At 61.0% G+C, this 21,510-nt stretch carries 23 protein-coding genes and 1 pseudogene; 3 read left to right on the top strand and 21 right to left on the bottom strand.

Going from position 1 to position 21,510, the window contains the following annotated elements; genetic code table 11:
- Positions 1–88 precede the first annotated feature (88 nt).
- Both SM766_RS14110 and SM766_RS14105 read right to left on the bottom strand, forming a co-directional pair.
- The gene (locus SM766_RS14110) at positions 89–1,123 is read right to left on the bottom strand and encodes a hypothetical protein (RefSeq protein ID WP_368948176.1); all 1,035 of its coding nucleotides are present in this window, start codon (positions 1,121–1,123) and stop codon (positions 89–91) included.
- Between the two features lie 430 nt (positions 1,124–1,553).
- Positions 1,554–3,326: a recombinase family protein gene (locus SM766_RS14105; RefSeq protein WP_368948175.1), complete on the bottom strand. Its 1,773-nt coding sequence runs from the start codon at positions 3,324–3,326 to the stop codon at positions 1,554–1,556.
- Between the two features lie 190 nt (positions 3,327–3,516).
- Here SM766_RS14105 and pdhA point away from each other — a divergent pair, with 190 nt between their 5' ends.
- The 3 genes from pdhA to SM766_RS14090 are packed head-to-tail and all read left to right on the top strand — an operon-like array spanning position 3,517 to position 7,270.
- Positions 3,517–4,530, top strand: a complete 1,014-nt coding sequence (pdhA, locus tag SM766_RS14100) for a pyruvate dehydrogenase (acetyl-transferring) E1 component subunit alpha (RefSeq protein ID WP_274834260.1) — start codon at positions 3,517–3,519, stop codon at positions 4,528–4,530.
- A 16-nt stretch (positions 4,531–4,546) separates the two neighbouring features.
- The gene (locus SM766_RS14095) at positions 4,547–5,926 is read left to right on the top strand and encodes a pyruvate dehydrogenase complex E1 component subunit beta (protein ID WP_368948174.1); all 1,380 of its coding nucleotides are present in this window, start codon (positions 4,547–4,549) and stop codon (positions 5,924–5,926) included.
- 12 nt (positions 5,927–5,938) lie between these two features.
- Complete coding sequence (locus SM766_RS14090) at positions 5,939–7,270, top strand: pyruvate dehydrogenase complex dihydrolipoamide acetyltransferase (protein ID WP_368948172.1); 1,332 nt, start codon at positions 5,939–5,941, stop codon at positions 7,268–7,270.
- Positions 7,271–7,364: 94 nt separating this feature from the next.
- Here SM766_RS14090 and SM766_RS14085 read toward each other — a convergent pair whose 3' ends face one another.
- The 19 genes and pseudogenes from SM766_RS14085 to SM766_RS14000 form a co-directional block, all read right to left on the bottom strand.
- On the bottom strand, positions 7,365–7,598 hold the full coding sequence (locus SM766_RS14085; protein WP_368948170.1) for a DUF1330 domain-containing protein: 234 nt from the start codon (positions 7,596–7,598) through the stop codon (positions 7,365–7,367).
- Positions 7,597–7,659: pseudogene (locus SM766_RS14080) on the bottom strand (hypothetical protein); the annotation flags it as partial. The pseudogene SM766_RS14080 and the gene SM766_RS14085, both read right to left, overlap by 2 nt.
- A 189-nt stretch (positions 7,660–7,848) precedes the next feature.
- Positions 7,849–8,658 carry a serine O-acetyltransferase gene (gene cysE, locus SM766_RS14075; protein WP_065270400.1) on the bottom strand — a complete coding sequence of 270 codons (810 nt, stop codon included), beginning with the start codon at positions 8,656–8,658 and terminating at the stop codon, positions 7,849–7,851.
- A 27-nt stretch (positions 8,659–8,685) separates the two neighbouring features.
- Entirely contained in the window at positions 8,686–9,072 is a 387-nt protein-coding gene (locus SM766_RS20860; protein ID WP_490363361.1) for a DUF7742 family protein, read from the bottom strand.
- Positions 9,069–13,037, bottom strand: a complete 3,969-nt coding sequence (locus SM766_RS14070; protein ID WP_368948169.1) for a baseplate multidomain protein megatron — start codon at positions 13,035–13,037, stop codon at positions 9,069–9,071. Before SM766_RS14070 ends, SM766_RS20860 begins: the two co-directional genes overlap by 4 nt.
- On the bottom strand, positions 13,037–13,510 hold the full coding sequence (locus SM766_RS14065) for an NlpC/P60 family protein (protein ID WP_368948168.1): 474 nt from the start codon (positions 13,508–13,510) through the stop codon (positions 13,037–13,039). Before SM766_RS14065 ends, SM766_RS14070 begins: the two co-directional genes overlap by 1 nt.
- On the bottom strand, positions 13,507–14,394 hold the full coding sequence (locus tag SM766_RS14060) for a DUF2163 domain-containing protein (RefSeq protein ID WP_368948167.1): 888 nt from the start codon (positions 14,392–14,394) through the stop codon (positions 13,507–13,509). The genes SM766_RS14065 and SM766_RS14060 overlap by 4 nt, the downstream gene beginning before the upstream one ends.
- Complete coding sequence (locus SM766_RS14055; protein WP_368948166.1) at positions 14,394–15,026, bottom strand: phage distal tail protein, Rcc01695 family; 633 nt, start codon at positions 15,024–15,026, stop codon at positions 14,394–14,396. The genes SM766_RS14060 and SM766_RS14055 overlap by 1 nt, the downstream gene beginning before the upstream one ends.
- 51 nt (positions 15,027–15,077) lie before the next feature.
- Positions 15,078–15,734, bottom strand: a complete 657-nt coding sequence (locus SM766_RS14050; RefSeq protein ID WP_368948165.1) for a phage tail tape measure protein — start codon at positions 15,732–15,734, stop codon at positions 15,078–15,080.
- On the bottom strand, positions 15,721–15,936 hold the full coding sequence (locus SM766_RS14045) for a rcc01693 family protein (RefSeq protein ID WP_274834274.1): 216 nt from the start codon (positions 15,934–15,936) through the stop codon (positions 15,721–15,723). The genes SM766_RS14050 and SM766_RS14045 overlap by 14 nt, the downstream gene beginning before the upstream one ends.
- Positions 15,933–16,256 carry a gene transfer agent family protein gene (locus SM766_RS14040; RefSeq protein WP_368948164.1) on the bottom strand — a complete coding sequence of 108 codons (324 nt, stop codon included), beginning with the start codon at positions 16,254–16,256 and terminating at the stop codon, positions 15,933–15,935. Before SM766_RS14040 ends, SM766_RS14045 begins: the two co-directional genes overlap by 4 nt.
- Before the next feature lie 3 nt (positions 16,257–16,259).
- Positions 16,260–16,673, bottom strand: coding sequence for a phage major tail protein, TP901-1 family (locus tag SM766_RS14035; protein ID WP_368948163.1), 414 nt, complete (start codon positions 16,671–16,673; stop codon positions 16,260–16,262).
- A 45-nt stretch (positions 16,674–16,718) separates the two neighbouring features.
- Positions 16,719–17,126 carry a DUF3168 domain-containing protein gene (locus SM766_RS14030; RefSeq protein WP_368948162.1) on the bottom strand — a complete coding sequence of 136 codons (408 nt, stop codon included), beginning with the start codon at positions 17,124–17,126 and terminating at the stop codon, positions 16,719–16,721.
- On the bottom strand, positions 17,123–17,473 hold the full coding sequence (locus SM766_RS14025) for a head-tail adaptor protein (protein WP_368948160.1): 351 nt from the start codon (positions 17,471–17,473) through the stop codon (positions 17,123–17,125). The genes SM766_RS14030 and SM766_RS14025 overlap by 4 nt, the downstream gene beginning before the upstream one ends.
- On the bottom strand, positions 17,470–18,069 hold the full coding sequence (locus SM766_RS14020) for a head-tail connector protein (RefSeq protein WP_368948159.1): 600 nt from the start codon (positions 18,067–18,069) through the stop codon (positions 17,470–17,472). Before SM766_RS14020 ends, SM766_RS14025 begins: the two co-directional genes overlap by 4 nt.
- A 170-nt stretch (positions 18,070–18,239) precedes the next feature.
- Positions 18,240–19,421, bottom strand: a complete 1,182-nt coding sequence (locus SM766_RS14015; RefSeq protein ID WP_368948158.1) for a phage major capsid protein — start codon at positions 19,419–19,421, stop codon at positions 18,240–18,242.
- Positions 19,396–20,010, bottom strand: a complete 615-nt coding sequence (locus tag SM766_RS14010; RefSeq protein WP_368948157.1) for an HK97 family phage prohead protease — start codon at positions 20,008–20,010, stop codon at positions 19,396–19,398. Before SM766_RS14010 ends, SM766_RS14015 begins: the two co-directional genes overlap by 26 nt.
- 32 nt (positions 20,011–20,042) lie before the next feature.
- Entirely contained in the window at positions 20,043–20,261 is a 219-nt protein-coding gene (locus tag SM766_RS14005) for a GTA head formation protein, RCAP_rcc01685 family (RefSeq protein ID WP_065270415.1), read from the bottom strand.
- Entirely contained in the window at positions 20,254–21,447 is a 1,194-nt protein-coding gene (locus SM766_RS14000; protein WP_368948156.1) for a phage portal protein, read from the bottom strand. The genes SM766_RS14005 and SM766_RS14000 overlap by 8 nt, the downstream gene beginning before the upstream one ends.
- Between the last annotated feature and the right edge of the window lie 63 nt (positions 21,448–21,510).

Below are 21,510 nucleotides of genomic sequence, written 5' to 3'. Positions count from 1 at the left end.
GACGCTTGAGCAATTTGAGGGCTCCGCGCCCGGCGCGCTTGCCCAATCAGACGACGGAGAATATGAAAACCAGACCCGCAGACTCTCGTTATGAATAAGGGAGCCTCGGGGGGCAGGTCACGTCACCTACATCGTAGGCATACCTGGTCATTTGTTCACCTTCTAAAGCGGCCAGAAAGGAAGGGTGCATCCCGCTAAAGTCCAACTCAACCACTGCGTCGGAGAACCCATCCCAGCGCAGCTGTGCGCGTTCAGATTTTGGCAACGACTGGACACCCGACATAGCAAATAAACGTCCACCATGCGCCAGGTCATTTGTATGTATGGCAGTATAGCTGTTCAGGTTGACCGACACCTTCCGTTTCGTACCAGGGACATTAATGATACCGTTTTCATTCACGTTATTACCCTTCAAAACAAATTTGTTGTTGAAGTTGTTTATCGCGATGAGGCGTCCCTTCAAGACGGAGCAATCTTCTGTTATCTTCAAGTCACTCTTTATCTTTTTTGTTATCCATTTTCCGTTTTTGCATACGGTTTCCTTCTTAGTCGCGCGAAGCTTCACTGTTTCTTTTCTGGATACATCCTCTCTTAATACCCCAACCTGCTTTCGCAAGTTATGGAATTTGTTCAATGGAATCATCCTTGTTGCAGTACGGATGAACTCCCCTTCATAGTGCTCACTTCCACCGATAAGAACCTCAAAGTAGCCATGTTTTTCAGCTGCTTCTATCGCCGCCTTAATGTCATCCCTATGAAACTTGGTCAGTCGCGCCACTTCCTTGCGACCAGTTATATTGACACTGATCACTTGTTCCTTGTCCATTGCGTGAAACCCATTTCCAATCATTAGCAAGCAAAGGTCAAAAATCTTTTTTGAAAACTTGGGTGTCATCTTTTTGGTGCGCGCCCTTGACGGTGGGCGATTTTGGTTTCGAATAGCAAAGGCATCATGGAGAATTTCATCGTGCAACCGATCAGCTAACCCTTCGTCATCCTCTGGAAAGAGGTTGAAATCAAATCGGTGGTATGAATTTCTAATTTCACTTTTTGAATATTCAGACGACCATTCGGGTTGTAGTGGCGAAGATCCGGTGAGAAAATAGTCAATTATTGATATCATATTCCTTTCGTTCTAAAATTTATGATTTAAGTATAGCCACAAGGTCAGGCGTATTCTTGGGTTGCGGCTGGTGAGTATTGCTATCGTGAAAATCAAGGCAACCCATGAAATAAAGGGCGCTGGACAAATTTCGTGATTTCACTGATGACAATTGCAGAGGCGCGTGCCCGACCTGAGGGTTGGTAGCCCACCTCAAGCCTTTACTTCAATTACGTATATGTAATTTCCTCCAACTGACGTATAATAGCCGCCACTAAAGGAGCAGTCAACAAATATCCACACTACATAAGTAAATTTTCGGGATTACATCCCAAAAATGGCTACGCCAATCTTAAAAAATCAATTTTTAAAACCCTCAGCCACCGGCCTCTCTATTATTATTTCACTTATCTATTGTGCTTCATTACCGGGTACAAAATTATGTATTGACTCAGGAGGCGTTAGAAGACCCCATAGTCGTGAGGGTGGTAGGGCAGTTACGCCCTTTTTTCATCATTGCAGCCATTCGTTCGGATACATTTAAGTATGTTGCCTCTTCGAAGGGGAAGGCAGTCCTTTGGACTCCGTTCTTGAAAGTGACAACGAAGTATCTTTCACTTTTATCATAGAGCAACTGACCGGTCCATTTATCCAAAAAGGTTTCAAGTTCGCGGTCTGTCTTATTACCCTTTTCAGCCGCCGCAGCCCGAAACGCAGGCGACAACTGGTCAGTTTCCCATGGATATACTTTGAACCCGTTGAAACATTCAATTTTTGACATGGTATTTCTCAATATACTCGCCATATGAAAGCGAACTTCTGCCAACTCTTGCTTGTCTGTTACTTGCTCATATTTTTCAATAAAGTCTTTTTGCGCCGCTTGAACGTTTTCGGCCTTCAATCCACTCAGTTCGTCTTCGTTGTCTTTGGCCTTTTTGCGAAGGTCTTTAAGTTCAAGTTGAAGTTCTTTTTCTTTTTTTGCCATTGCCGAAATCAACGTTTCGCTTAGTTCGGCCACGGTCATTCGGTCGATGATCGCTAAAATCTGGCGTTCTGTTTCTGCAATCTTTTCATTCAACACAACTGCATTTTTTGAAAGTAGTGTCTTTTTGCTTTCAACATCGCCACCTTTAAACACTTCCAAAAATGATATTTCTTTCACAAATTCATAAAATACGTCTTCAAATTCGTGATAAAGCCAGCCTGTCCCGTCGCAGCCGTTGCCTTTGTAGCTGTTATTGCACCGCAAATGATCACGTCCTTTTGCGCCATTGCCACGCGCCCGATAGATCATTGCAGCGCCACATTTACCGCATTTAATCAAGCCACTGAATAAGTTTGTATAGCTTGCTCCTTTGCGCCCGCCGCTGTTCTTCCTGCCTGCCAACGCCGCTTGTGCCAAAAGATACACATCTTCGGTGACGATTTGCGGGTAATATCCTTTGATCGGCTCACCAACTGGCGCACGGTCCTTCCCTACCCCGCTATACGGTTGCAGTTCTCCCAGCACATGGCGCGTCTTTAGTATCTTGCCAACGTATGACGGTGTCCATTTGTCACCAGCGAAAGGCGGGAAGCGGTCATGATCGCTGTTGAACGTCTTTGTGATCCGCGAAAATCCCATGCCGTTGATACATTTTTGGAAAATTTCATTGATCAGTTCCGCCGCGCCCTCTTTGACTACAAATTGACCATCCACAACAGTCAGCCACGCCGGGGCAAGTTCTGTCATGACCTTACCGCTAGCCCTCTTCTGCTTCCATGCTGACGTCTGCCGCAAGCTCTTTGTCCGCGACTCGTCATGCGCCCGCATCATCGATCCCAACGACAAGAACAGCTTGCTTACGTCTGTTTTCACCGTTTCAGGCGAGTACACTTGATTGTCAACGAGTGTGACAATCGAGATACCTTTACTGATGATCTGAGAAAATTGGGTGAAAGCAGCCATCGGGTCTTGTCGTGACAGCCTGTCCAAGCTCTCCACAATCAAGACGCTGCCCGGTTCCACTGCCCCGCTGTCGATGGCCTCCAAGAATGTACCTAACGCGCCTTCGATGGCGTTCTTGCCGTGGTATGCGGATACGCCAACATCTTGTAATGTCTCGACTAATTCATAACCGTGTTCAGCAGCGTACCGTGCCGACGCTTCGATTTGACGTGCGATACCACCGCCACGTGTTTGTTTTTCTGAAGAAATTCTGAGATAAGAGAAAGCCTGTGCCATGTATCCACATTCACTGTTTTGAGGTATGTGGTCAATTACTTACACTGTCACGAAGATATGACCGCCCGGAATATGGGATTTTTATGCATTGTTGTGACCCCGCGTCATAAAAGCACTCGCCAGTCACAGCAAAATCGAATATGGATTAGTTTAACACTAAACTATCTGGCTTTGAGGGGAGTCCGCCATCATGGCTGCTAGGAAAAGCACCAAGAAACCAAATGTTTCCGCCGAAGACCTGACCCGCCACTATCGCGAAATGCTTCTGATCCGCCGATTCGAGGAAAAGGCCGGTCAGCTTTATGGCATGGGTCTGATCGGGGGCTTCTGTCACCTCTACATCGGCCAGGAAGCCGTCGTGGTCGGTCTGGAGGCCGCCGCGGAGGAAGGCGACAAGCGCATCACATCCTACCGCGACCACGGCCATATGTTGGCCTGTGGGATGGACCCGGATGGCGTCATGGCCGAACTGACCGGTCGCGAAGGCGGCTATTCCAAGGGCAAGGGCGGCTCCATGCACATGTTCTCGAAAGAGAAGCATTTCTATGGTGGCCACGGCATCGTCGGCGCGCAGGTGCCGCTGGGCGCCGGGCTGGCCTTTGCCGACAAATACAAGGACAACGGCCGCGTGACCTTTGCCTATTTCGGGGATGGCGCCGCCAACCAGGGTCAGATCTACGAGACCTTCAACATGGCCGCGCTGTGGCAGCTCCCGGTGGTCTTTGTCATCGAGAACAACCAATACGCCATGGGCACCGCCCAGGCCCGGTCGACCTCCACGCCCGAACTGTTCACCCGCGGCGAGGCCTTTGGCATTCCCGGCGAAGCAGTGGATGGCATGAACGTGCTAACGGTCAAGGACGCAGGCGAGCGCGCCGTGGCCCACTGCCGCGCGGGTAAAGGTCCCTATATCCTTGAGGTGAAGACCTATCGTTATCGCGGCCACTCGATGTCGGACCCGGCCAAGTACCGGACCCGCGAGGAAGTCCAGAAGATGCGCAGCGAACGCGACCCGATCGAACAGGTCCGCGAAATGCTGCTGACCGGCAAGCACGCCAGCGAAGACGATCTCAAGGCGATCGACAAAGAGATCAAGGACATCGTCAACAAGTCTGCCGATTTCTCCAAGGAAAGCCCTGAGCCCGCCCTGGATGAGCTGTGGACCGATATCTACGCCGACGAAATTCCGCAGAAGAGCGCCTGAGGGAGAGATCAAGACTATGGCAACTGAAATTCTGATGCCCGCCCTGTCGCCGACCATGGAGGAAGGCACGCTGGCCAAATGGCTGGTCAAGGAAGGCGATACCGTGAATTCCGGCGATATCCTCGCCGAGATCGAAACCGACAAGGCGACGATGGAATTCGAAGCCGTCGACGAAGGCGTGATCGGCAAGATCCTGATCGCCGAAGGCAGCGAAGGTGTGAAGGTCAACACCGCCATCGCCGTGCTGCTGGCCGAGGGCGAAAGCGCCGATGACATCGCCGATGCCGCACCTGCTGCCAAGGTGGAAGCGCCGACCACAGAGGCACCTTCGGCGCCCGCTCCGGCCGCCGCTGCTGCCGCACCCCAAGAGGCCCCGCAGGTGGACGAAACACCGGATTGGCCGGAAGGGACCACGCTTAAGCAGCAGACCGTGCGCGAGGCGCTGCGCGATGCCATGGCCGAGGAAATGCGCGGCACCGAAGAAGTCTACCTGATGGGTGAGGAAGTCGCCGAATACCAGGGCGCTTACAAGATTTCGCAGGGTCTGCTGGATGAATTCGGCGCCAAGCGCGTCATCGACACGCCGATCACCGAACACGGCTTTGCCGGGATCGCCGTGGGGTCGGCCTTTGGCGGGCTGAAGCCGATCGTCGAATTCATGACCTTCAACTTTGCCATGCAGGCGATCGACCAGATCATCAACTCGGCCGCCAAGACGCTCTATATGTCCGGCGGTCAGATGGGCTGCCCCATCGTGTTCCGCGGCCCCAACGGCGCCGCCGCCCGCGTGGGCGCCCAGCACAGCCAGGACTATGCCGCCTGGTACATGCAGATCCCGGGCCTGAAGGTCGCCATGCCCTACTCCGCCTCTGATGCGAAGGGCCTGCTGAAATCCGCGATCCGTGATCCCAACCCGGTGATCTTCCTTGAGAACGAGATCCTCTATGGCCGCTCCTTCGATGTGCCGGACATGGATGATTACACCGTTCCCTTTGGCAAGGCGCGCATCTGGCGGACCGGCGACGATGTCACCATCGTCTCCTTCGGGATCGGCATGCAATACGCGCTCGAAGCGGCGGACAAGCTGGCCGAAGAGGGCATCAATGCCGAGGTGATCGACCTGCGCACCCTGCGTCCGATGGACCTGCCCACGGTGATCAAATCGGTAATGAAGACCAACCGCCTTGTCACCGTCGAAGAAGGCTGGCCGCAGGGTTCGGTCGGCAGCTACATCGCCTCCGAAGTGATGCAGCAGGCCTTTGATTACCTTGATGCGCCCATCGTGACCTGCACCGGCAAGGACGTGCCGATGCCCTATGCCGCGAACCTCGAAAAACACGCGCTGGTCACTACGGATGAGGTGATCGCCGCCGTGAAACAAGTGACCTACCGGTAAGGAGAGACAGCGATGCCCACAGAAATCCTGATGCCCGCCCTCTCTCCCACCATGGAGGAAGGCACGCTGGCGAAATGGCTGGTCAAGGAAGGCGACACCGTCGCCTCTGGCGATCTTCTGGCCGAGATTGAAACCGACAAGGCCACGATGGAATTCGAAGCCGTCGACGAAGGCGTCATCGGCAAAATCCTGGTGCCTGAAGGCAGCGAAGGGGTGAAGGTCAATACCGCCATCGCCGTTCTGCTCGCCGATGGTGAAAGCGCTGATGACGTGGACGCAGCGCCTGCCGCGAAGCCGGAAGTTTCCGCGCCAGAAACCGGCGTTGGAAACGATAATGGCGGCCCCAAGGAAGCCCCGGCCCCCACGACGGCGCCCGCTTCCCCTGCCCCGGCTGCGCCTGCCGCCGCCGACGGCAGCCGGATCTTTGCTTCGCCTCTGGCGCGGCGCATTGCGGCAGACAAAGGGCTGGATCTGGCTGCGATCAGCGGCTCCGGCCCGCGCGGTCGCATCGTCAAAGCCGACGTCGAAGGCGCTACAGCAGCACCAAAGGCCGAGGCCCAGCCTGCCGCTGCCCCCGCAACCGCCGCTCCGGCTGCTGCTGCCGCGCCTGCTGGTCCTTCTGCGGATGCCGTCGCCAAAATGTACGAAGGTCGCAATTACGAAGAGGTCAAGCTCGACGGTATGCGCAAGACCATCGCCGCGCGCCTCAGCGAAGCGAAACAGACCATCCCGCATTTCTACCTGCGCCGGGATATCCAGCTGGACGCCCTGCTGAAATTCCGCGGTGAGCTGAACAAGCAGCTGGAAGGACGCGGCGTGAAGCTGTCGGTCAACGACTTCATCATCAAGGCGGTGGCCTTGGCGCTGCAATCGGTTCCCGAGGCGAACGCCGTCTGGGCCGGTGACCGGGTTCTGCAGATGAAAGCCTCGGACGTGGCGGTTGCCGTCGCCATCGAAGGTGGTCTGTTCACGCCTGTGCTGCAAGACGCCGACATGAAGTCGCTCTCCAGCCTGTCGACCGAGATGAAGGACCTGGCCACCCGCGCCCGCGACCGTAAACTGGCGCCGCATGAATACCAGGGTGGCTCCTTTGCGATCTCCAACCTCGGCATGTTCGGCATCGACAATTTCGACGCCATCGTGAACCCGCCCCATGCAGGCATCCTCGCGGTTGGCTCTGGCGTGAAAAAACCGGTTGTCGGTGCCGATGGCGAGCTGAAGGTCGCAACGGTGATGAGCGTCACCATGTCCGTCGATCACCGCGTTATCGATGGCGCGCTTGGGGCGAACCTCCTGGCCGCCATCGTCGAGAACCTGGAAAACCCGATGGTCATGCTGGCCTGATCCAGGCAGCTGTTCCTATCACACCAAACAAGGGTCGGGCGGAAACGTCCGGCCCTTTTGCATCCTCCAGCCCGGTGCTGGCGCCCAAAACAGCCTAGGCTAGCTTGTCGACCAGAATGGCATTCAGCGTTGATCCGGATCGACGCAGGATCGCAAGCCTTTGAAACTCATCCGAATTCCAGAACCTTTGCGCATGGGCACGGTCGGGAAACTCAAGGATGAAAGCCGCATCGGGCAGCGGGTCGCTGCCTTCCATCATCTCCGGCTCGCCCCCCCCGGACCAGAAACTCGCCGCTATGCGCCTCAACCACTTTGGGGATTTTGGCAAAATACTCCTCCATCCAGTCGCGGCTGTGGATTTGCATCTGCCCGATAATAAACGCTGTCATGTTGTTACCTCCCAGACCAGCAACACCGGACGAAAGGCTAACGGCAAATCACCTCTGCACCAAACGGTCCTGACAAGCAGGCGGAGGAAATACCCTGCCGAAACGCCGGGCCTTGCAGACCATAAGAACAAAAACGGGGCGGCTTCCATTTGGAAGGCGCCCCGCTCCGTGCCCCTTACGGAGCCTGAATTACTCGCCGCTGGCCAGAACCTGGTTCATGCTGACCGAAGGCTGATCGCAACCAGCCTCGCCCACGATCTTGGCCGGGACGCCTGCCACAGTCTTGCACGGGGGGACATCGTTCAGAACGACAGAACCGGCAGCAATGCGGCTGCAGTGGCCGATGCGGATATTGCCGAGCACCTTGGCTCCGGCACCGATCAGCACGCCATCCTCGATCTTGGGGTGACGGTCCTCTTCTTCCTTGCCGGTTCCGCCCAGGGTCACCGAATGCAGCATCGACACGTTGTCGCCGACGACGGCGGTTTCACCGATCACGATGGAGTGGGCGTGGTCGATCATGATGCCTTGGCCGATCTTTGCAGCCGGGTGAATGTCGACGCCGAAGATCTCCGAAATCCGCATCTGGAAGAAATAGGCCAGATCGTAATCGCCCTGTTTCCACAACCAGTGCCCGACCCGATAGGCCTGCACGGCTTGGTAGCCCTTGAAGTACAGGATCGGCTGCAAAAGCCGGTGGCAGGCCGGATCGCGTTCATAGACCGCCATCAGATCAGCGCGCGCCGCTGCAATCAGCGACGGGTCGGAGGCATAGGCTGCATCGACGATCTCGCGCAGAATCACCATCGACATCTCGTTCGAGCACAGCTTGGCCGCCACGCGATAAGAGAGCGCCTTTTCGATGGTTGGATGGTGCAGGATGCAGGCGTGAATCAGACCGCCCATCAGGGGCTGTTTATCAACGGCCTCCTGCGCTTCGGTTGCGATGCGGTCCCAGACAGGGTCCAGCGGAGTAACGGCTTTGCGTGTCTTGATCATGGTGAGGCATCCTTTTCTCACATCAGACTACGTATCTAACGCAAGTTTGGCCAAACGCAAATTTGTGAAGAGAAGTATTTTCATTATGAATGAATCGCGGGGCAGACGTCCCATGCGTGGCGCACAGGCTTTCCCTATTCGCCCATGCACGGCGCGCAGGACCCGGATCGTGCAAGCAAGGTATTCGGCATCATCGAGCGGTGGCTCATCCGCCAGCGGAAACAGCCGTGCTGCCGCGCTGAGCGTGCCATCGCCCCATCTGGGGTGCAGCCCCATGCCCTGCTCCATATGGGCACAAGCCCGCGCGGCACCCGCAAACAGGCAGGCACAAAGGCGGGCGCGCTTTGCCTCGGGGACATGCAACAGCGCGCGGGCGGCGGAGGAGATATCACCCGGCAAGACGGGCCGCCTCATGTTAGCGCCGCCCCGGCAGCAAGCCCGGCGCCGAACCGGTCAGAAACCTGCGCCACCTCAACCCGGTCCCCGGGCAATGCCCCATCCGCCACCTGCATCGCTACCGAGTAACTCCAGCCCGGCGCTGATAGGGTTACTTCCCGCAGAACCACGGGCCCGCGCAGGACGCGCAGCAGATATTCCTCACGCGCCTCGCCCAGCGGCACCTCCGGCAGGTCCCAGCTGTCGCCCTCGATCCGGGTGCGGCGGATCCAGCTGACCTGTATCGCCCCGCCCAGCGCGCCCTCTAGGCGCAGATACACCGGCGCATAGGGGCGCAGGCCGTTGCCGTCAAAGGCCTCGATCCGGTGCACATAGCTTGGGTCGTCATAGCCCCGCCGCGCCGGACCGATCCGGTAGTGACGCGCCCTTCGCCGCTGCGCCAGCGGCAGGTCGAGCTGGCCCAAGGTATCATCCAGCAGCACCACGAATGAGCCTTCGGGCCAGATATCGGGCATCAGACCATCGCTGCCCAGCTGGCCGCGCAAACGCCCGCGCAGCAGATAGGTCTCGGGGGCCACCAGTTCGGCACTGCGGAACTGGAAAATCTCCCAATTGCCATTGCTGCCATCGCCGATTGCAGCCGCATTGGCCCCATTCAGCACCGCCAGCATATCGCGGCTTTGCAACTGCCCGAAGATCAGCTTGACCTGCAGATCGGCGCCCAGGTCCCAGCGCCCGACCGGCCCGCGCAGCAAGGGCGCCTGGGTGATCCCGACGACCGACCTGGCTGCGATCACCTCTTCCAGTGTGTAGCCTTCGTCGGCCTGGGCGCCGTAGACCGCGACACTGCCTGGCCAGGGCTGGGCGGTAATGGCAAGGTGCGGCGCATGCGGGGTTTCCTCGCCCGTCAGCAAGGGCAGGTCCATGAACAGCGGCAGCACCGGCACGGGCGCTGCGAATTCATTTACACCGGGCAGCTCCTCGGCGCTGGGGGATGGGAGATAGACGCCGGGATCGATCCGCACCGCCTCTACCAGCTGCGCCTCGGCCATTTCGATACGATCCACCCGGTAAAGGGCGGGCGTCTCCTCGGCGCTCTCACTGCCCTGCCCCGAGGTCTCCTCCTCAGCACCGGGGTCAGCAATCGGCAGGGCGATCACATCCCCCACCGCAATATCCAGCCGCGAAGGCGGCAGCACAAAGCGCGCGCTGTCGCGGGCGATGCGGGCCTCGATCAGCCAGCGTTCGGCGATCTGGCGGGCCTCTGCCCCAGTCAGAACCATCGGCAGGTCGTGTTGACCTACCGCATGGGTCACCTGATCGGGCAGAACCGCCTCTTGTGCGGCGAGATCGTAATTGGCGCCCCATTCGGCATAGCGCAACCGTACCCTGCCCGTCAGCTCGGCCTCGGCGGCGCGCTGATGGGCGATGTCTCCTTCCACCTCGGAGCTGTCGACCAAATGCTGCGGCTCCAGCAGACACGCATCGGTGCCCGTGCGCGGCAGGAAGCGCAGGAGCCCATCCTGTTCGATCACATCAAAGCCATGGCGCAGCATCAGTGGTTGCAGCGCGGCGCGGGCAGTCTCTGTTCCCTCAAGGCTATAGCCATGCACAATCCCGTAAAGCGTGCTGACATCGGACTCCCTCACTCCGGAGCGGGTGCAGATCTCAGTCACCGTCGACGACAGCGTGCGCTGGCCGACACGTCCGTTCAGCCAGTGCCCCCGCAGGTAGTTCTCCCCGTCGCTCCAGACCTCGCTCGCCGCTGGAAAGGCCGGAAAGGGCCGCACGTCCCAGGCCCAGACATAGGCGTTATCCATATCCAGCATCGGCGCGTCATATTCTGCCGAGATGGGGTTGTTGGCCGGATCAATCCAATACCCCAGCATTGCGCGCAGGTATTGCAGCTGCATCAGGTCGTCCCGTTGGCCATTGGAATACTTCGGCAGTCTCGATTCCGAGCTTTTGGGATCAAGGAACTTGTTCGGCTGATTGGTGCCCCGGTCGATGGCCGCGCAGCCAAGTTCCGTGAACCAGATCGGTTTGCTTTGCGGCTCCCACGCCGTGGGCAGCGGCTGACGTACGCCGCCGATCCGTTCGTGATGGGGATGGCCCCACCAGTTGCGCAGATCCTTGTAGCGCCAGATCCAGGGTTCCTGATGGGCGCCATCCGTGATTGGGGTGCGGATCTGGGCGCCTTCGGCCTCGGGCGAGTGGTAATACCAGTCATAGCCTTCGCCCCCCTCGATATTGCCACGTAGGTAATCCAGATCATAGATCGCAGGCACTCCGGCTTCGGCGTCCAGATGGTCCGTGCCCTGTCGCCAATCGGACAGCGGCATGTAATTGTCGATCCCAATGAAATCCACCTCCGCATCGGCCCAGAGAGGATCCAGGTGGAAATAGCGGTCGCCTTCCGGGCTTTGGTAGCCCCAGTATTCCGACCAATCCGCCGCATAGCCGATCTTGACCTCTGGCCCCAGGATCTGGCGTACCTCGGCGGCCAACGCCCGCAGGGCCGTCACAGCCGGAAATCCGCTGACGCCCCGGATCTGGGTCAGCCCCCGCATTTCCGAACTGATGCAAAAAGCCGCCACCCCGCCCGCTGCGGCGCAAAGCGCGGCGTTGTGCAGAATGAAGCGCCTCAGCCCCCAGTCCTCGGGTCCACTATACGTGACCGTGCCATTGCCAATGGTAAAATCACTGGCCGAGGCCTGCCCCATAAAGGCGGCGACTTCGGCATCGGCAGCGGCGCTTTGATCCGGGCTGCCCTCACGCCCCGGCGCCACCGACAGGGTGATCCGGCCCCGCCAGGGCAGATGCGGCTGGTCCGGGCTATCGCTCCAGGGATCCGGCAGACCGTTGCCTTCGGCCTGATCCATCAGGATGAAGGGGTAGAACATCACCCGCTGCCCGGCGGCGTTCAGCGCCTTGATCGCCTCCACCACCGCCCCATCGGCCGGGGTGCCACCATAAAGGGGGTTACCCGCTTCGTCCTTCAGCACCTCCTCGGCACTGCTGCGATCCGCTCCTGAGACCTGCCAGGGCATGCCGACACCCTCGGCCAGTTTCTGCTCCACCTTGGGTTTGATCTGGCACTCCCCGCAGCGCAGGTCATCACCAAACCAGGACACGATCAGCGAGGCGGCCCCGCAAGCCGGGAGTTCTTCCTCTAGCGCTGAAAGCGAGGTCAAAAGGTCTGTCTGTCCCGACGGCGAATGGGTATTGGCGGCGCGCATATCACCGGGGCCACCGGAGTAGTTCACTGCGCTGCTGGCCAGCGCATATTCGCCCGTCCCGGGCATCAGCGCCACGCCCCGCACCAACTGCGCCGGATCAAGGGCGAATTCCGCACCGCCAGGCTGTGCGCCACGTATCACCTCAAACGAGAACTGCGGGACCCGGTTGCCAAAGCCATCCAGCGCGATGTTCTCCATCACCACATAGGCGGTGCCGCGGTAGGCAGGTACCTTGCCGACGCCCTCGATGGCCTCCATCACTGGATCGGGCGCTTGATCCGGGGTGCCGCGATAGACCGTCATGTTGAGATCCAGCGGCGAGACTTCCTCTCCATCGGCCCAGACCCGCGGCACCGAGGCGATCTCCCCTTCGCAAAGGGCAATCGCCAGCGAGGCCGAATAGCTGTAGCGCGTGACGCTGGGCTGCCTTGGCCCGCCCTTGCCGCCGCCCGTGGTGGTGGTACTTTCCTGAAAGTCAGAGGCCCAGATCACCTGACCGCCAATACGGGTGCGGCCCAGAACCTGCGCGATGGGTTGGCCTTCGCTGGCCTGGGTCAGGCGGAACTGGCTGACCTTGCCGGTTTCCACCGGGTCCGACCCGGCGCCAAGCAACCGTTCGTCAATGGCCCGCCCCAGCGTCGCGCCCACCGCCCGGCCAATCGCAACCGAGGACAGCCCCGCGACCGTGCCACCCACGGCCCCGCCGATTGCGGCGCCCGCCGCAGAAAGAAGAATGGTCGCCATCAACTCACCTCATCGGGAAATGCAAAACGCGCCACGATACGGCGCTGCCAGGGGCCGGTCAGCGCGCTCTCAACGACGCCGCGCGCGCTATAGGCATGAATGAAACGGGGCTGCCCCTGTGGCACCTCTGGCGCGCCCGTTGCGGATTGAACGCCAAGGTGTTTGGCCACGGCCCCGGCGCGCATGCGAAACAGCAGTACATCGCCGACCTCACTGGCGGAGAGCGGTTTTTCCCGCAGGTATCGCAGGGCCGCCTGCCACAGGCGTTCCTCGGCCTGCGGTTCGGACCAGTCCATCGTATAGGGCGGCAGCGGCGCCGGTTCCTGCCCGCAGCGTGCCCGCCAGATCCCCCGGATCAGCCCCAGGCAATCGCAGCCCGCACCCCGGCAACTGGCCTGATGCACATAGGGCGTACCGATCCACCCCCGGGCGGTCTTGGCAATATCCGCGCCTGTCACCCTTCCGCCCGTCATCGGCGGCTGCCGCCGGTATTGGCGCCCGTCGAGCGCGGCACCGACATCACCCAGTCCTCTCCGGGGATATCTGGAAAGCCCTGAAAGTTGATGAGGTTGTTGAATTTGAGGCGGCAGGTCTCCATCCGCTTGTCACAGCCCGCATCGAGCTGCAGCAGGTCGCCGGGCGCCACCGGCGCGCGCAACGGCTCCCACAGTTCGATCAGGCGGCCCGTGGCATCGCTGCGGTCCTGTTTGATCGCACTCCAAAGCCCCTCAGCCGTGCCCGTCAGCACCGTCAGGCGCCCACGGGTAAACCAATCGGGTTCAAAGCCTGCCAGATCCTTCCAATAGAACAGGCGGCCTTCCTCGTTGCGCTCGACCAAGCGGGTCTCGCTATAGCCGGGCAAGTCCAGATGGAAGCGGCAGGTGTCATCGCCCAGAACCGCAGTACAGGGTTTCTGATAGACCCGGCCCAGCGGGCGGTTCAGTGCCTCGCTCAGCCCGCGTAGCTCGGCCTCAAAGGCACTGCCCGCGCGGCGCAGCTCTCCGATCGATCCGCGAAACTGCAGCCAGCGCAGCGACAGGTCCTGCCAGTTCACCAGCCAGCAGCGCACATCCGCCGCATCAAACCGTCCCGCCTCGATATCCTCGGCCCGCAGCGTGGTATCGGACAGCGCCCCCAGCGCCTCGGTATTGTCCACCGACAGGCCCGTCGCCTGTTGCAAAGCTCGTGCGGTCAGCCCGCTGCCCGCCTTGAACGTCATCCCGTCAAATGCCAGATCGCGGTCGTGGTCGGTAAAGCCAAAGAATTCGCCATCCCGGCAGGTCAGCCCCCAGGCCCGGCACAGTGTTGTCACCCCAGTGGCGAGATGATCCAGAAAGGGTTGCGACGGCCCGGCCATCAGATCCGCACCTCCACAATCGGCACATCCGGCACATCGCCCGCCTGAAAGGAGGCGACGCTGGTCAGGATCTGATCGGTGTCAAACCGCACCGGCACATCGAATTCAAAACCGGCGACGACCTCCAGCCCGGCCTCGGGCGGATAGGCCAGCGTGATTTCACCCGTCGCGGTGTCGAGTTCGTAATCGACGCTCTCGCGCAATTCCTCCTGCTTCACGCCCACGCGCACCGTTCCCGCCACCGGTTTGGCAATCGGGCGATGGTAGACCGAGGTGCCGGAGCGATAGAACTTCACCAGTTGGAAGCGCGTGGTTTGCCCATCGCCGGTGCCGATCACCTCGTCCCGGAAATCCACCTCTGCGCTGGCGCGGGCCGATTTGTAATCCGACCAGTCCTTCCAGCGAAAGCCGTACATCTGCCCCTGACGGGCCTCGAAAAAGGCAATCAGAACCTCGATATCCTCAAGCGAGCGCAGACCAAGCCCGGCATCATAGCGGCGCCGCGAATGCGCCCAAGGGGTGTTACGCTCCTCATGGCCATTGGCGAGCGTGACGATATCAGTGCGCCGCTGCGGACCGCCGACCGAGCCGAAGCTGAGCGAGGCGGGAAATCGGACATCGTGGAAATTCATCGGAATACCCCCTTTTGGGATCTGTCGTTGGGTAGATCAGGCGCGCGCAGATCAGCGATTGCGGTTGCCACGCGACAGGGCGCGGGACAGGCGCGCGGCGATCTGCCCTTCGCTGCGGCGGAACCCGGCCACATCCGGGGTGGCAATGTTCATCACCACCTGCGTTGCACCGCTGCCGGAACTGGTGACGCCAAGCGATCCGTCGGCGGTGCGGCGCAGCGGCAGGATCGCCTCTGGCCCCGCTTCGCCCATCAGCCCGGTGCCGCCGCGCATGGGAAACATCGTGGCGCCGCTAACCACGCCGCCCCGGGCAAAGGGCATCACCCGCCCCTGCGAAAAGGCTGCGCCATCGGCAAAGGGCAGTATGTCGCTGACCAGATTGCCAACACCGCTGGCCAGCAGCCCGCCCACGTGATCGGTGACCGGGCGGATAGCGGCGTTATAGCTGGTTCGGATCATCGAGCGCGCAACGGTATCCAGCGCGTCCGACAGGCTCTTGCCATCAAACACCAGGCCTTCAAAGGCGCGGCGCAACCCGCGTGACATGCCGCGTTCAAGGCTTTGCACATCCTTGCCCGTCGCGGCAAAGGCCTGGCGCACCCGGCGCAATTCCGTGTCGAAACTGGCCGCCATGTCGGCGGCATCCCCCAGCGCATCCCCTAATGCCTCGCTGCGCAGTTCCAGTTCGGCGATTTCACTCTCCGCCATGGTCAGGGTCCTTTGCTCTCGGAGTGTCTGGAAAGGCGGCCATCAGATCTTCAAGCCCTGCACGGTCCAGCGCCCCGCCAGCGCCCGCAGGAGTCAGCATCAACCGCAACTCGGCCGGGGTCAGGCGCCAGAAGGTATCTGGGCTGAGGCGCAGACCAACCAGGCCGACACGCATCAACGCGGGCCAGTCAAAGCTGCTCATGCCTCTGGTCCGGGAAGGGAGAAACTGCGCGCCAGCAGTTGCGCCGCCACCTGCGCCGCGCCCACCGGACCTGTCGCGATATCCGCCTGGGCCAGTTCCTCGGCGCTTAACGAATGGCCGCCACCCTCAAGACCCGCCGCCAGCAGCGCGAGGATATCGCGGGCAGAGAACCGCCCCGCCTCGAACCGCTGCACCAGATCCACCAGGCTCCCTTTGGCAAGGCTCTGCTCCAGCCCGGCCAGGGCGCCAAGGGTCAGCTTCAGCGCGTAAGGCGCGCCGTTGATGGTGATTTCCACCTCGCCACTGTAGGGATTTGCCATGGATCACACCGCAGTAAAGCTGAGCATCCCGGCGCTGGCCAGCGCCAGCTCGTAGGTGGCCTCGCCATTGTGGGTACCGGCATAATCCAGCGAGGTCACCTGAAACGGGCCTTCGATGATCCCGAAATCGGGGATCACCACCTGAAAATCCGGGGTGACCCCGTCAAAGAACAGCTGCCGCGCCCGCTCATCCGTGCCCGCATCGCGAAACACGCCAGAGCCCGAGATATTGGCCGAGCGCACCCCGGCGCCAGAAAGTAGCTCGCGCCAGCCGCCCTGGCTTTCGAGGCTGGTCACATCGACGCTTTCGGCGTTGAAACTGATCCGGGTGGCGCGCAGTCCCGCGATGGAATCGAATTGCCCATCGCCGGTCATATCCACCTTGATCAAAAGATCCTTGCCATTCTGTGCACCCATGGGGTCACTCCATTTTGTCTGGTTTGAAGGGATTGCCGGGTGGCGTCAGCTGTCTTCGACGCGGGCGGAAAACCGCAATACGATGCTGCGCCCGCCGCCACTGATCCGCTGTGCCGCAGCGCGGTCGAACCAGAGGCCCACCAGTCGCCCCCGGCTGAGCAGCAGCGGCGCATCGATCAGCGCATCGCAAACCGCCGCCGCGACGGATTTTGCATGGGCAAATCCGGCGGTGTCAGAAAACACACTGACCGTGAACCGGTGCCGCGCCCCGGCTCCTGTAGCATCCGAGCGATCCTCGACCTCCTCTGGCCCCAGAGCCACGTAGGTCTGTGGCAGGGTACCTGACGGCAGTGCGTCGAACAGATCACTGCCGATGAGCGCACTCAGAGCCGGATCCGCCAAGAGGTGCTGATAGACCGCGGCCTGCAGCGCGGCGGAAATAGCATAGCTCATGCGCCCAGCTCCTCTACCGCGAAACAGGTCAGATAGCGCGCGCCGGGGTCCGCTTCGCTCACCGCGTCTATGCGAAACCGGCGGGTACCTTCGCGAAGCCGCTGATCAGGACGCGGCCGCGCCGTCGCCCCCACGGGGGCGGCCCGGACAGTGATGCTATAGCGTTGCAGCGACAGGCTGCCGCCCTGCTGGTCTGCGTTGCGCCCGCTGAGCGCCGTGACCTCGGCCCAGAGGGTGCCAAGCGCGCTCCAGCTTTCGACATATCCACCGGCGCCATCGGGCAGACGCCGCGGGTCCTCCAGCACCAACTGCCGGGACAGATGCGGACGGCGCGGCGCCGCGGTCATTGCACCGCCCCCAGGGACAGGCGCAGGGGACGATAACGCTCGATCAGGCTGGTGACGCCAAAGGGCATGCAGCCGCCGTGCAGTCCGGTATCCTCGCGGTATTCGTAGTAATGCGCCGCCAGCATCAGCACCGCCTGCGCCAGATCGGCAGGCAAGCCGCCCCAATCCGGCGCCAGCCCAGCCGCGAAACTGACCCGCACCGCACCGCCCTTGGCCACGATGGGCAGGAACCCGCGCTGCGGGCAGAGTTTGGGATGATGGGTATCGCGCTCCAGCCGGTAGAGTGCGGGGTCCACGATCATTTCGCCACCCTCGGCATCCCGCATCACAATCTCGGTCACCGAGGTCACCGGCGCGACGGGCAGGATCTCAGCCTCTGCGTTGCGCCAGCGCGTCTGCTCCCAGGTGAAGCTGCGTGTCATCAGTATCTTGCCAGTCCGCGCTTCGATGGCAGAGAGCGCCGCACGCAAGAACCCGTTCAGAACACCATCCTGAAGGCTGTCTTCGGGAAACCCGGTGCCCAGTCGCAGGTGCGCCTTAAAGGCCTCCAGCGGCAAGGCGCTGTCCGGCAGCGGCGCCACATCGGTCAATATCATCACATTTCTCCGCACTTCCCGGCGTCCTCATGGCTTTGTCTCATCGGCTGCAGCGGGCGCACATCCTCCCTGCCGCTCGGACGGAGGGGGAGCAGCTGGACGACAGGGAGTATCTGACATGCGCCCGCCGACGGGTCCGGGCTGCCGGTCCCGTCATCGGTCCCGGGCGGTTAGCTCAGGCCGAATTTCATCAGTTTGATGGCCGCAAAATCGCTGACATCACCGCCGATGCGTTTGGTTGCGTAAAACAGCACATGCGGTTTGGCGCTGAAGGGATCGCGCAGTACCCTGAGGTCGGGCCGTTCGGCAATTGTGTAGCCGGCCGCAAAATCGCCAAAGGCCACCGCGTAGCTGTCCGAGGCCACATCGGGCATGTCCTCGGCCACCAGCACCGGATAGCCCATTAGCCGCGCCGGTTCGCCCGCAGCCAGACCGTCGGACCACAGGAAACGGCTGTCAGCGTCCTTCAGCTTGCGGATTACCCCGGCGGTCTTGGAATTCATCACGAAGGTCGCATTGGCCCGGTAGCGCGCCCCCAGCGCATAGACCAGATCGACAATCGCATCGCCCGTGCCGATGCTGCCATCGGTGCCCGTCGCCACATAACCAAGGCTGCCCCAGCTCCAGCTGCTATTGCCGACCGCCGGATGGGTCAGAATCCCGGTGGGTTTGTCGATCCCGTCACCACTCAGAAAGGCCGCCGCCTCGGAGCGGGCGAATTTGTCGGCGATACGCCCGGCCAGCCAGCCTTCGATGTCAAAGGCGCTGTCGTCCAGCAACCGTTGCGAGGCCTTGGGCAAGGCGCTGAGTTCATGCAGCGGGATGGTGATCCGGTCAATGGAGGGCGTGCCGGTTTCGACAGTGGGATCGGTTTCACTGGCCCAGCCTGCCTCCACATCCGTATGATCGATCAGCACATCGAACGAGGTCGCCTCGACATTCACGACCGAGGCCACGGCCCGGATCGATGCTGTCGATTGCAGCACCGATTTCACCGTGTCCGCCGTTTGCGGATCCGCCAGGTAGCCGCCATCGCTGTTGACCACGGTGGACAGGGATTTACCGTCAAGATCCAGCCCGCGCAACGCGCTCTCATCCCCCGAGCGCAGATAGCTGCCAAAGGCCTTTTGATGCGGGGCACCGATATCCTCGCCTGCGGCCAGTTGCGGTCGGTTCACCACCAGAGATTTTCGATCCAGAATTGTCATTCGCGCGTCCACCTGTTTCAGTTTTTCCTGCACTTCACCCCGAAACCCCCTGAAGTCTTTGACAAAGCCGGAAACCGCCTGCCGGACTTCCTGCGCCAGAGGCGCCGTTTCTCCGGTGTCAGCCGGACTGTTGTGATTGCTCATCTGCCTGTCCTGTGTTGTGAAGGTATTGCGGGCCCTGGATCCCCTCGGTATCCGCGCAGGCATCGCGCAGCTCCGCCGCAAGGGTCCGCAGAGCCTCATCCGCGCAGCGCCGCGATTTTGCCGCCACCCGGGCTGCCGCCAGCATCGGGAAGGTCACCAGCGAAACCTCCCAGAGATCCAACTCGCTTAGCTGCCGTCCGCCCCCGGCCCGCCGGGTCGCCCTGACCGTGCGATAGCCAATCGACAGCCCGTCAATGGCCCCGGCCGTGATCAGGGACACCGCTTCGGCGCCGCGGCGGGTATCGGTCAGGACCCGGCCGCTGACCCAAAGGCCACGCGCATCTTCGCGTACCTCGTCCCAGACCCCAATGGGCTGCGCAGGATCGTGCTGCCACAGCATCTTGACCTTGCAGTCCCGCGCGGCCAGTGCCTGCAACGAGGCACCATAGGCCCCGGGCATCACCACATCGCCGCCCTGATCGACTTCGCCAAACAGGCTGGCGTAGCCCCGCACGACATTATCCGCCGCAAGAGCAAGCCCGCCGCCGCCTGCGGCAAACTTATGTTCCAATTCCATTTCAGGTTGCATGCAATACTCCCGACAACACTCTGAATTTGTGATCAAAGACCAACCAGAAAGGATTGAAACGCCTGCGCCAGGATCACCGCGGCAACGCCATAAACAGTCAGCCACAGGCGTTTTTCCAGCCGTTCCATCATCTGCTCCATCCGCTCCAGCCTGCGGTTCATCGCCTGGTTCTGGATCTCGGTGACGCGTTCATGTGCAGACAGCCGCAATCCCGGAGAACAATCAAACGGAGGCAAGGGTATCTCAGACATCCGTCTCTCCCTCTGCCAGCGGCGGCAGGCCCAGCAGGCGGCGTTTTTCATCCCGGCTCAGGAAATCGGCGCGGGAGATCCGGCGCCACTGCGCCTCGCGCTCGGCCGCAAGGGCCGTCACCTGATCAAGGTCTGGTTTCAACTCCAGCGCCTCACCCGTAAATCCCGACAGCCAATCCGAAAGCGCCGTTGCCACACGGCCCGCCAGCGGCAGCACGGTCAGCCGGTAAAACGCGCGGTTTGCCTCTTGATAATTGGCGTAGGCAGCATCGCCGGGCAGACCCAGCAGCATCGGCGGCACCCCGAATGCCAGGGCGATTTCCCGCGCAGCGGCTTCCTTGGTTTTCTGGAACTCCATGTCCGAGGGCGAAAACCCCATCGGTTTCCAGTCAAGGCCGCCTTCCAGAACCATCGGGCGGCCAGCATTGCGTGCACCCTGGAAATTCGTTTCAATTTCATCGCTTAACCGGCGAAACTGATCCTCGGGCATCATGCCCTGCCCATCGCTGCCGGACCAGACCAGCGCCCCGGATGGGCGGGCAGCATTATCCAGCAACGCCTTGGACCAGCGCGAGGCAGCGTTGTGAACGTCCACAGCCGTCGCGGCGGCCTGCAGCGGCGCAAGCCCGTAGTGGTCGTCCTGCGGGTGGAAACTGCGGATGTGGCAGATCGGGCTGCGGGTGCCAGTGGCGGCAAACCGGTGCTTGCGCCCGCCCACCGCATAGTCATAGGCCACCGGCCAGCCATCGCCCCCGGGAACGACGCTAATCCGGTCTGGGCGCAGCACGTGCAGCTCCGCCGGTAGTCCCTCCTCCCCGGCTACGGCCTCAACGTAGGCATTGCCAGACAGCAGGATATACCCAATCAGCGCCTCGATCAGGTCCGAGCGGGATTGCGCCGGGTTTGGCCGTGCGAGCAGGGTCAGCAGCGGATGGTTGTCATAGCGTTGCGTCGCATCCTGCAGGATCAGCGGCAAAGAGGCGGCCGCCTCGGCGATCAGTTTGACGGCGCGAAATCCCACTGGATTGCCTGCAAAACCGCTGCGGGTCAGCGAGACGGCGTCGCGCGGGCTCCAGTTGACACCGCCCAGCCCGTGCCAGTTCACCACGCGGGCCGCCGCGCTTGCTTTCTGCTGCACCGGGGGTTCGGCTGCCCGTGTCTTGCGCCGCAGGAGGTCAAAGACCATGCTGCACTCCTCATGCTTGATCGGGCCAATCCGCCCTTTGCTGAGAAACAGTTGTGCCTGAGC

The organism is Pseudophaeobacter sp. A-200-2, from assembly GCF_041008815.1.
Taxonomy (GTDB): Bacteria; Pseudomonadota; Alphaproteobacteria; order Rhodobacterales; family Rhodobacteraceae; genus Phycobacter; species Phycobacter gallaeciensis_A.
Note: the sequence above shows the minus strand (reverse complement) of the source record. Positions and strands in the feature narration are given on the sequence as shown.

What these genes read in the sequence shown, in the direction of transcription:
- SM766_RS14040 (WP_368948164.1), bottom strand. Translation starts at nt 16,256, where the DNA reads ATGGCAAATCCCTACAGTGGCGAGGTGGAAATCACCATCAACGGCGCG.
- pdhA (WP_274834260.1), top strand. Translation starts at nt 3,517, where the DNA reads ATGGCTGCTAGGAAAAGCACCAAGAAACCAAATGTTTCCGCCGAAGAC.
- SM766_RS14105 (WP_368948175.1), bottom strand. Translation starts at nt 3,326, where the DNA reads ATGGCACAGGCTTTCTCTTATCTCAGAATTTCTTCAGAAAAACAAACA.
- SM766_RS14095 (WP_368948174.1), top strand. Translation starts at nt 4,547, where the DNA reads ATGGCAACTGAAATTCTGATGCCCGCCCTGTCGCCGACCATGGAGGAA.
- SM766_RS14035 (WP_368948163.1), bottom strand. Translation starts at nt 16,673, where the DNA reads ATGGGTGCACAGAATGGCAAGGATCTTTTGATCAAGGTGGATATGACC.
- SM766_RS14065 (WP_368948168.1), bottom strand. Translation starts at nt 13,510, where the DNA reads ATGACGGGCGGAAGGGTGACAGGCGCGGATATTGCCAAGACCGCCCGG.
- SM766_RS14010 (WP_368948157.1), bottom strand. Translation starts at nt 20,010, where the DNA reads ATGCAACCTGAAATGGAATTGGAACATAAGTTTGCCGCAGGCGGCGGC.
- SM766_RS14025 (WP_368948160.1), bottom strand. Translation starts at nt 17,473, where the DNA reads ATGACCGCGGCGCCGCGCCGTCCGCATCTGTCCCGGCAGTTGGTGCTG.
- SM766_RS14015 (WP_368948158.1), bottom strand. Translation starts at nt 19,421, where the DNA reads ATGAGCAATCACAACAGTCCGGCTGACACCGGAGAAACGGCGCCTCTG.
- SM766_RS14020 (WP_368948159.1), bottom strand. Translation starts at nt 18,069, where the DNA reads ATGATATTGACCGATGTGGCGCCGCTGCCGGACAGCGCCTTGCCGCTG.
- SM766_RS14070 (WP_368948169.1), bottom strand. Translation starts at nt 13,037, where the DNA reads ATGGCGACCATTCTTCTTTCTGCGGCGGGCGCCGCAATCGGCGGGGCC.
- SM766_RS14090 (WP_368948172.1), top strand. Translation starts at nt 5,939, where the DNA reads ATGCCCACAGAAATCCTGATGCCCGCCCTCTCTCCCACCATGGAGGAA.
- SM766_RS14005 (WP_065270415.1), bottom strand. Translation starts at nt 20,261, where the DNA reads ATGTCTGAGATACCCTTGCCTCCGTTTGATTGTTCTCCGGGATTGCGG.
- SM766_RS20860 (WP_490363361.1), bottom strand. Translation starts at nt 9,072, where the DNA reads ATGAGGCGGCCCGTCTTGCCGGGTGATATCTCCTCCGCCGCCCGCGCG.
- SM766_RS14030 (WP_368948162.1), bottom strand. Translation starts at nt 17,126, where the DNA reads ATGAGCTATGCTATTTCCGCCGCGCTGCAGGCCGCGGTCTATCAGCAC.
- cysE (WP_065270400.1), bottom strand. Translation starts at nt 8,658, where the DNA reads ATGATCAAGACACGCAAAGCCGTTACTCCGCTGGACCCTGTCTGGGAC.
- SM766_RS14050 (WP_368948165.1), bottom strand. Translation starts at nt 15,734, where the DNA reads ATGGCGGAGAGTGAAATCGCCGAACTGGAACTGCGCAGCGAGGCATTA.
- SM766_RS14000 (WP_368948156.1), bottom strand. Translation starts at nt 21,447, where the DNA reads ATGGTCTTTGACCTCCTGCGGCGCAAGACACGGGCAGCCGAACCCCCG.
- SM766_RS14110 (WP_368948176.1), bottom strand. Translation starts at nt 1,123, where the DNA reads ATGATATCAATAATTGACTATTTTCTCACCGGATCTTCGCCACTACAA.
- SM766_RS14060 (WP_368948167.1), bottom strand. Translation starts at nt 14,394, where the DNA reads ATGGCCGGGCCGTCGCAACCCTTTCTGGATCATCTCGCCACTGGGGTG.
- SM766_RS14055 (WP_368948166.1), bottom strand. Translation starts at nt 15,026, where the DNA reads ATGAATTTCCACGATGTCCGATTTCCCGCCTCGCTCAGCTTCGGCTCG.
- SM766_RS14045 (WP_274834274.1), bottom strand. Translation starts at nt 15,936, where the DNA reads ATGAGCAGCTTTGACTGGCCCGCGTTGATGCGTGTCGGCCTGGTTGGT.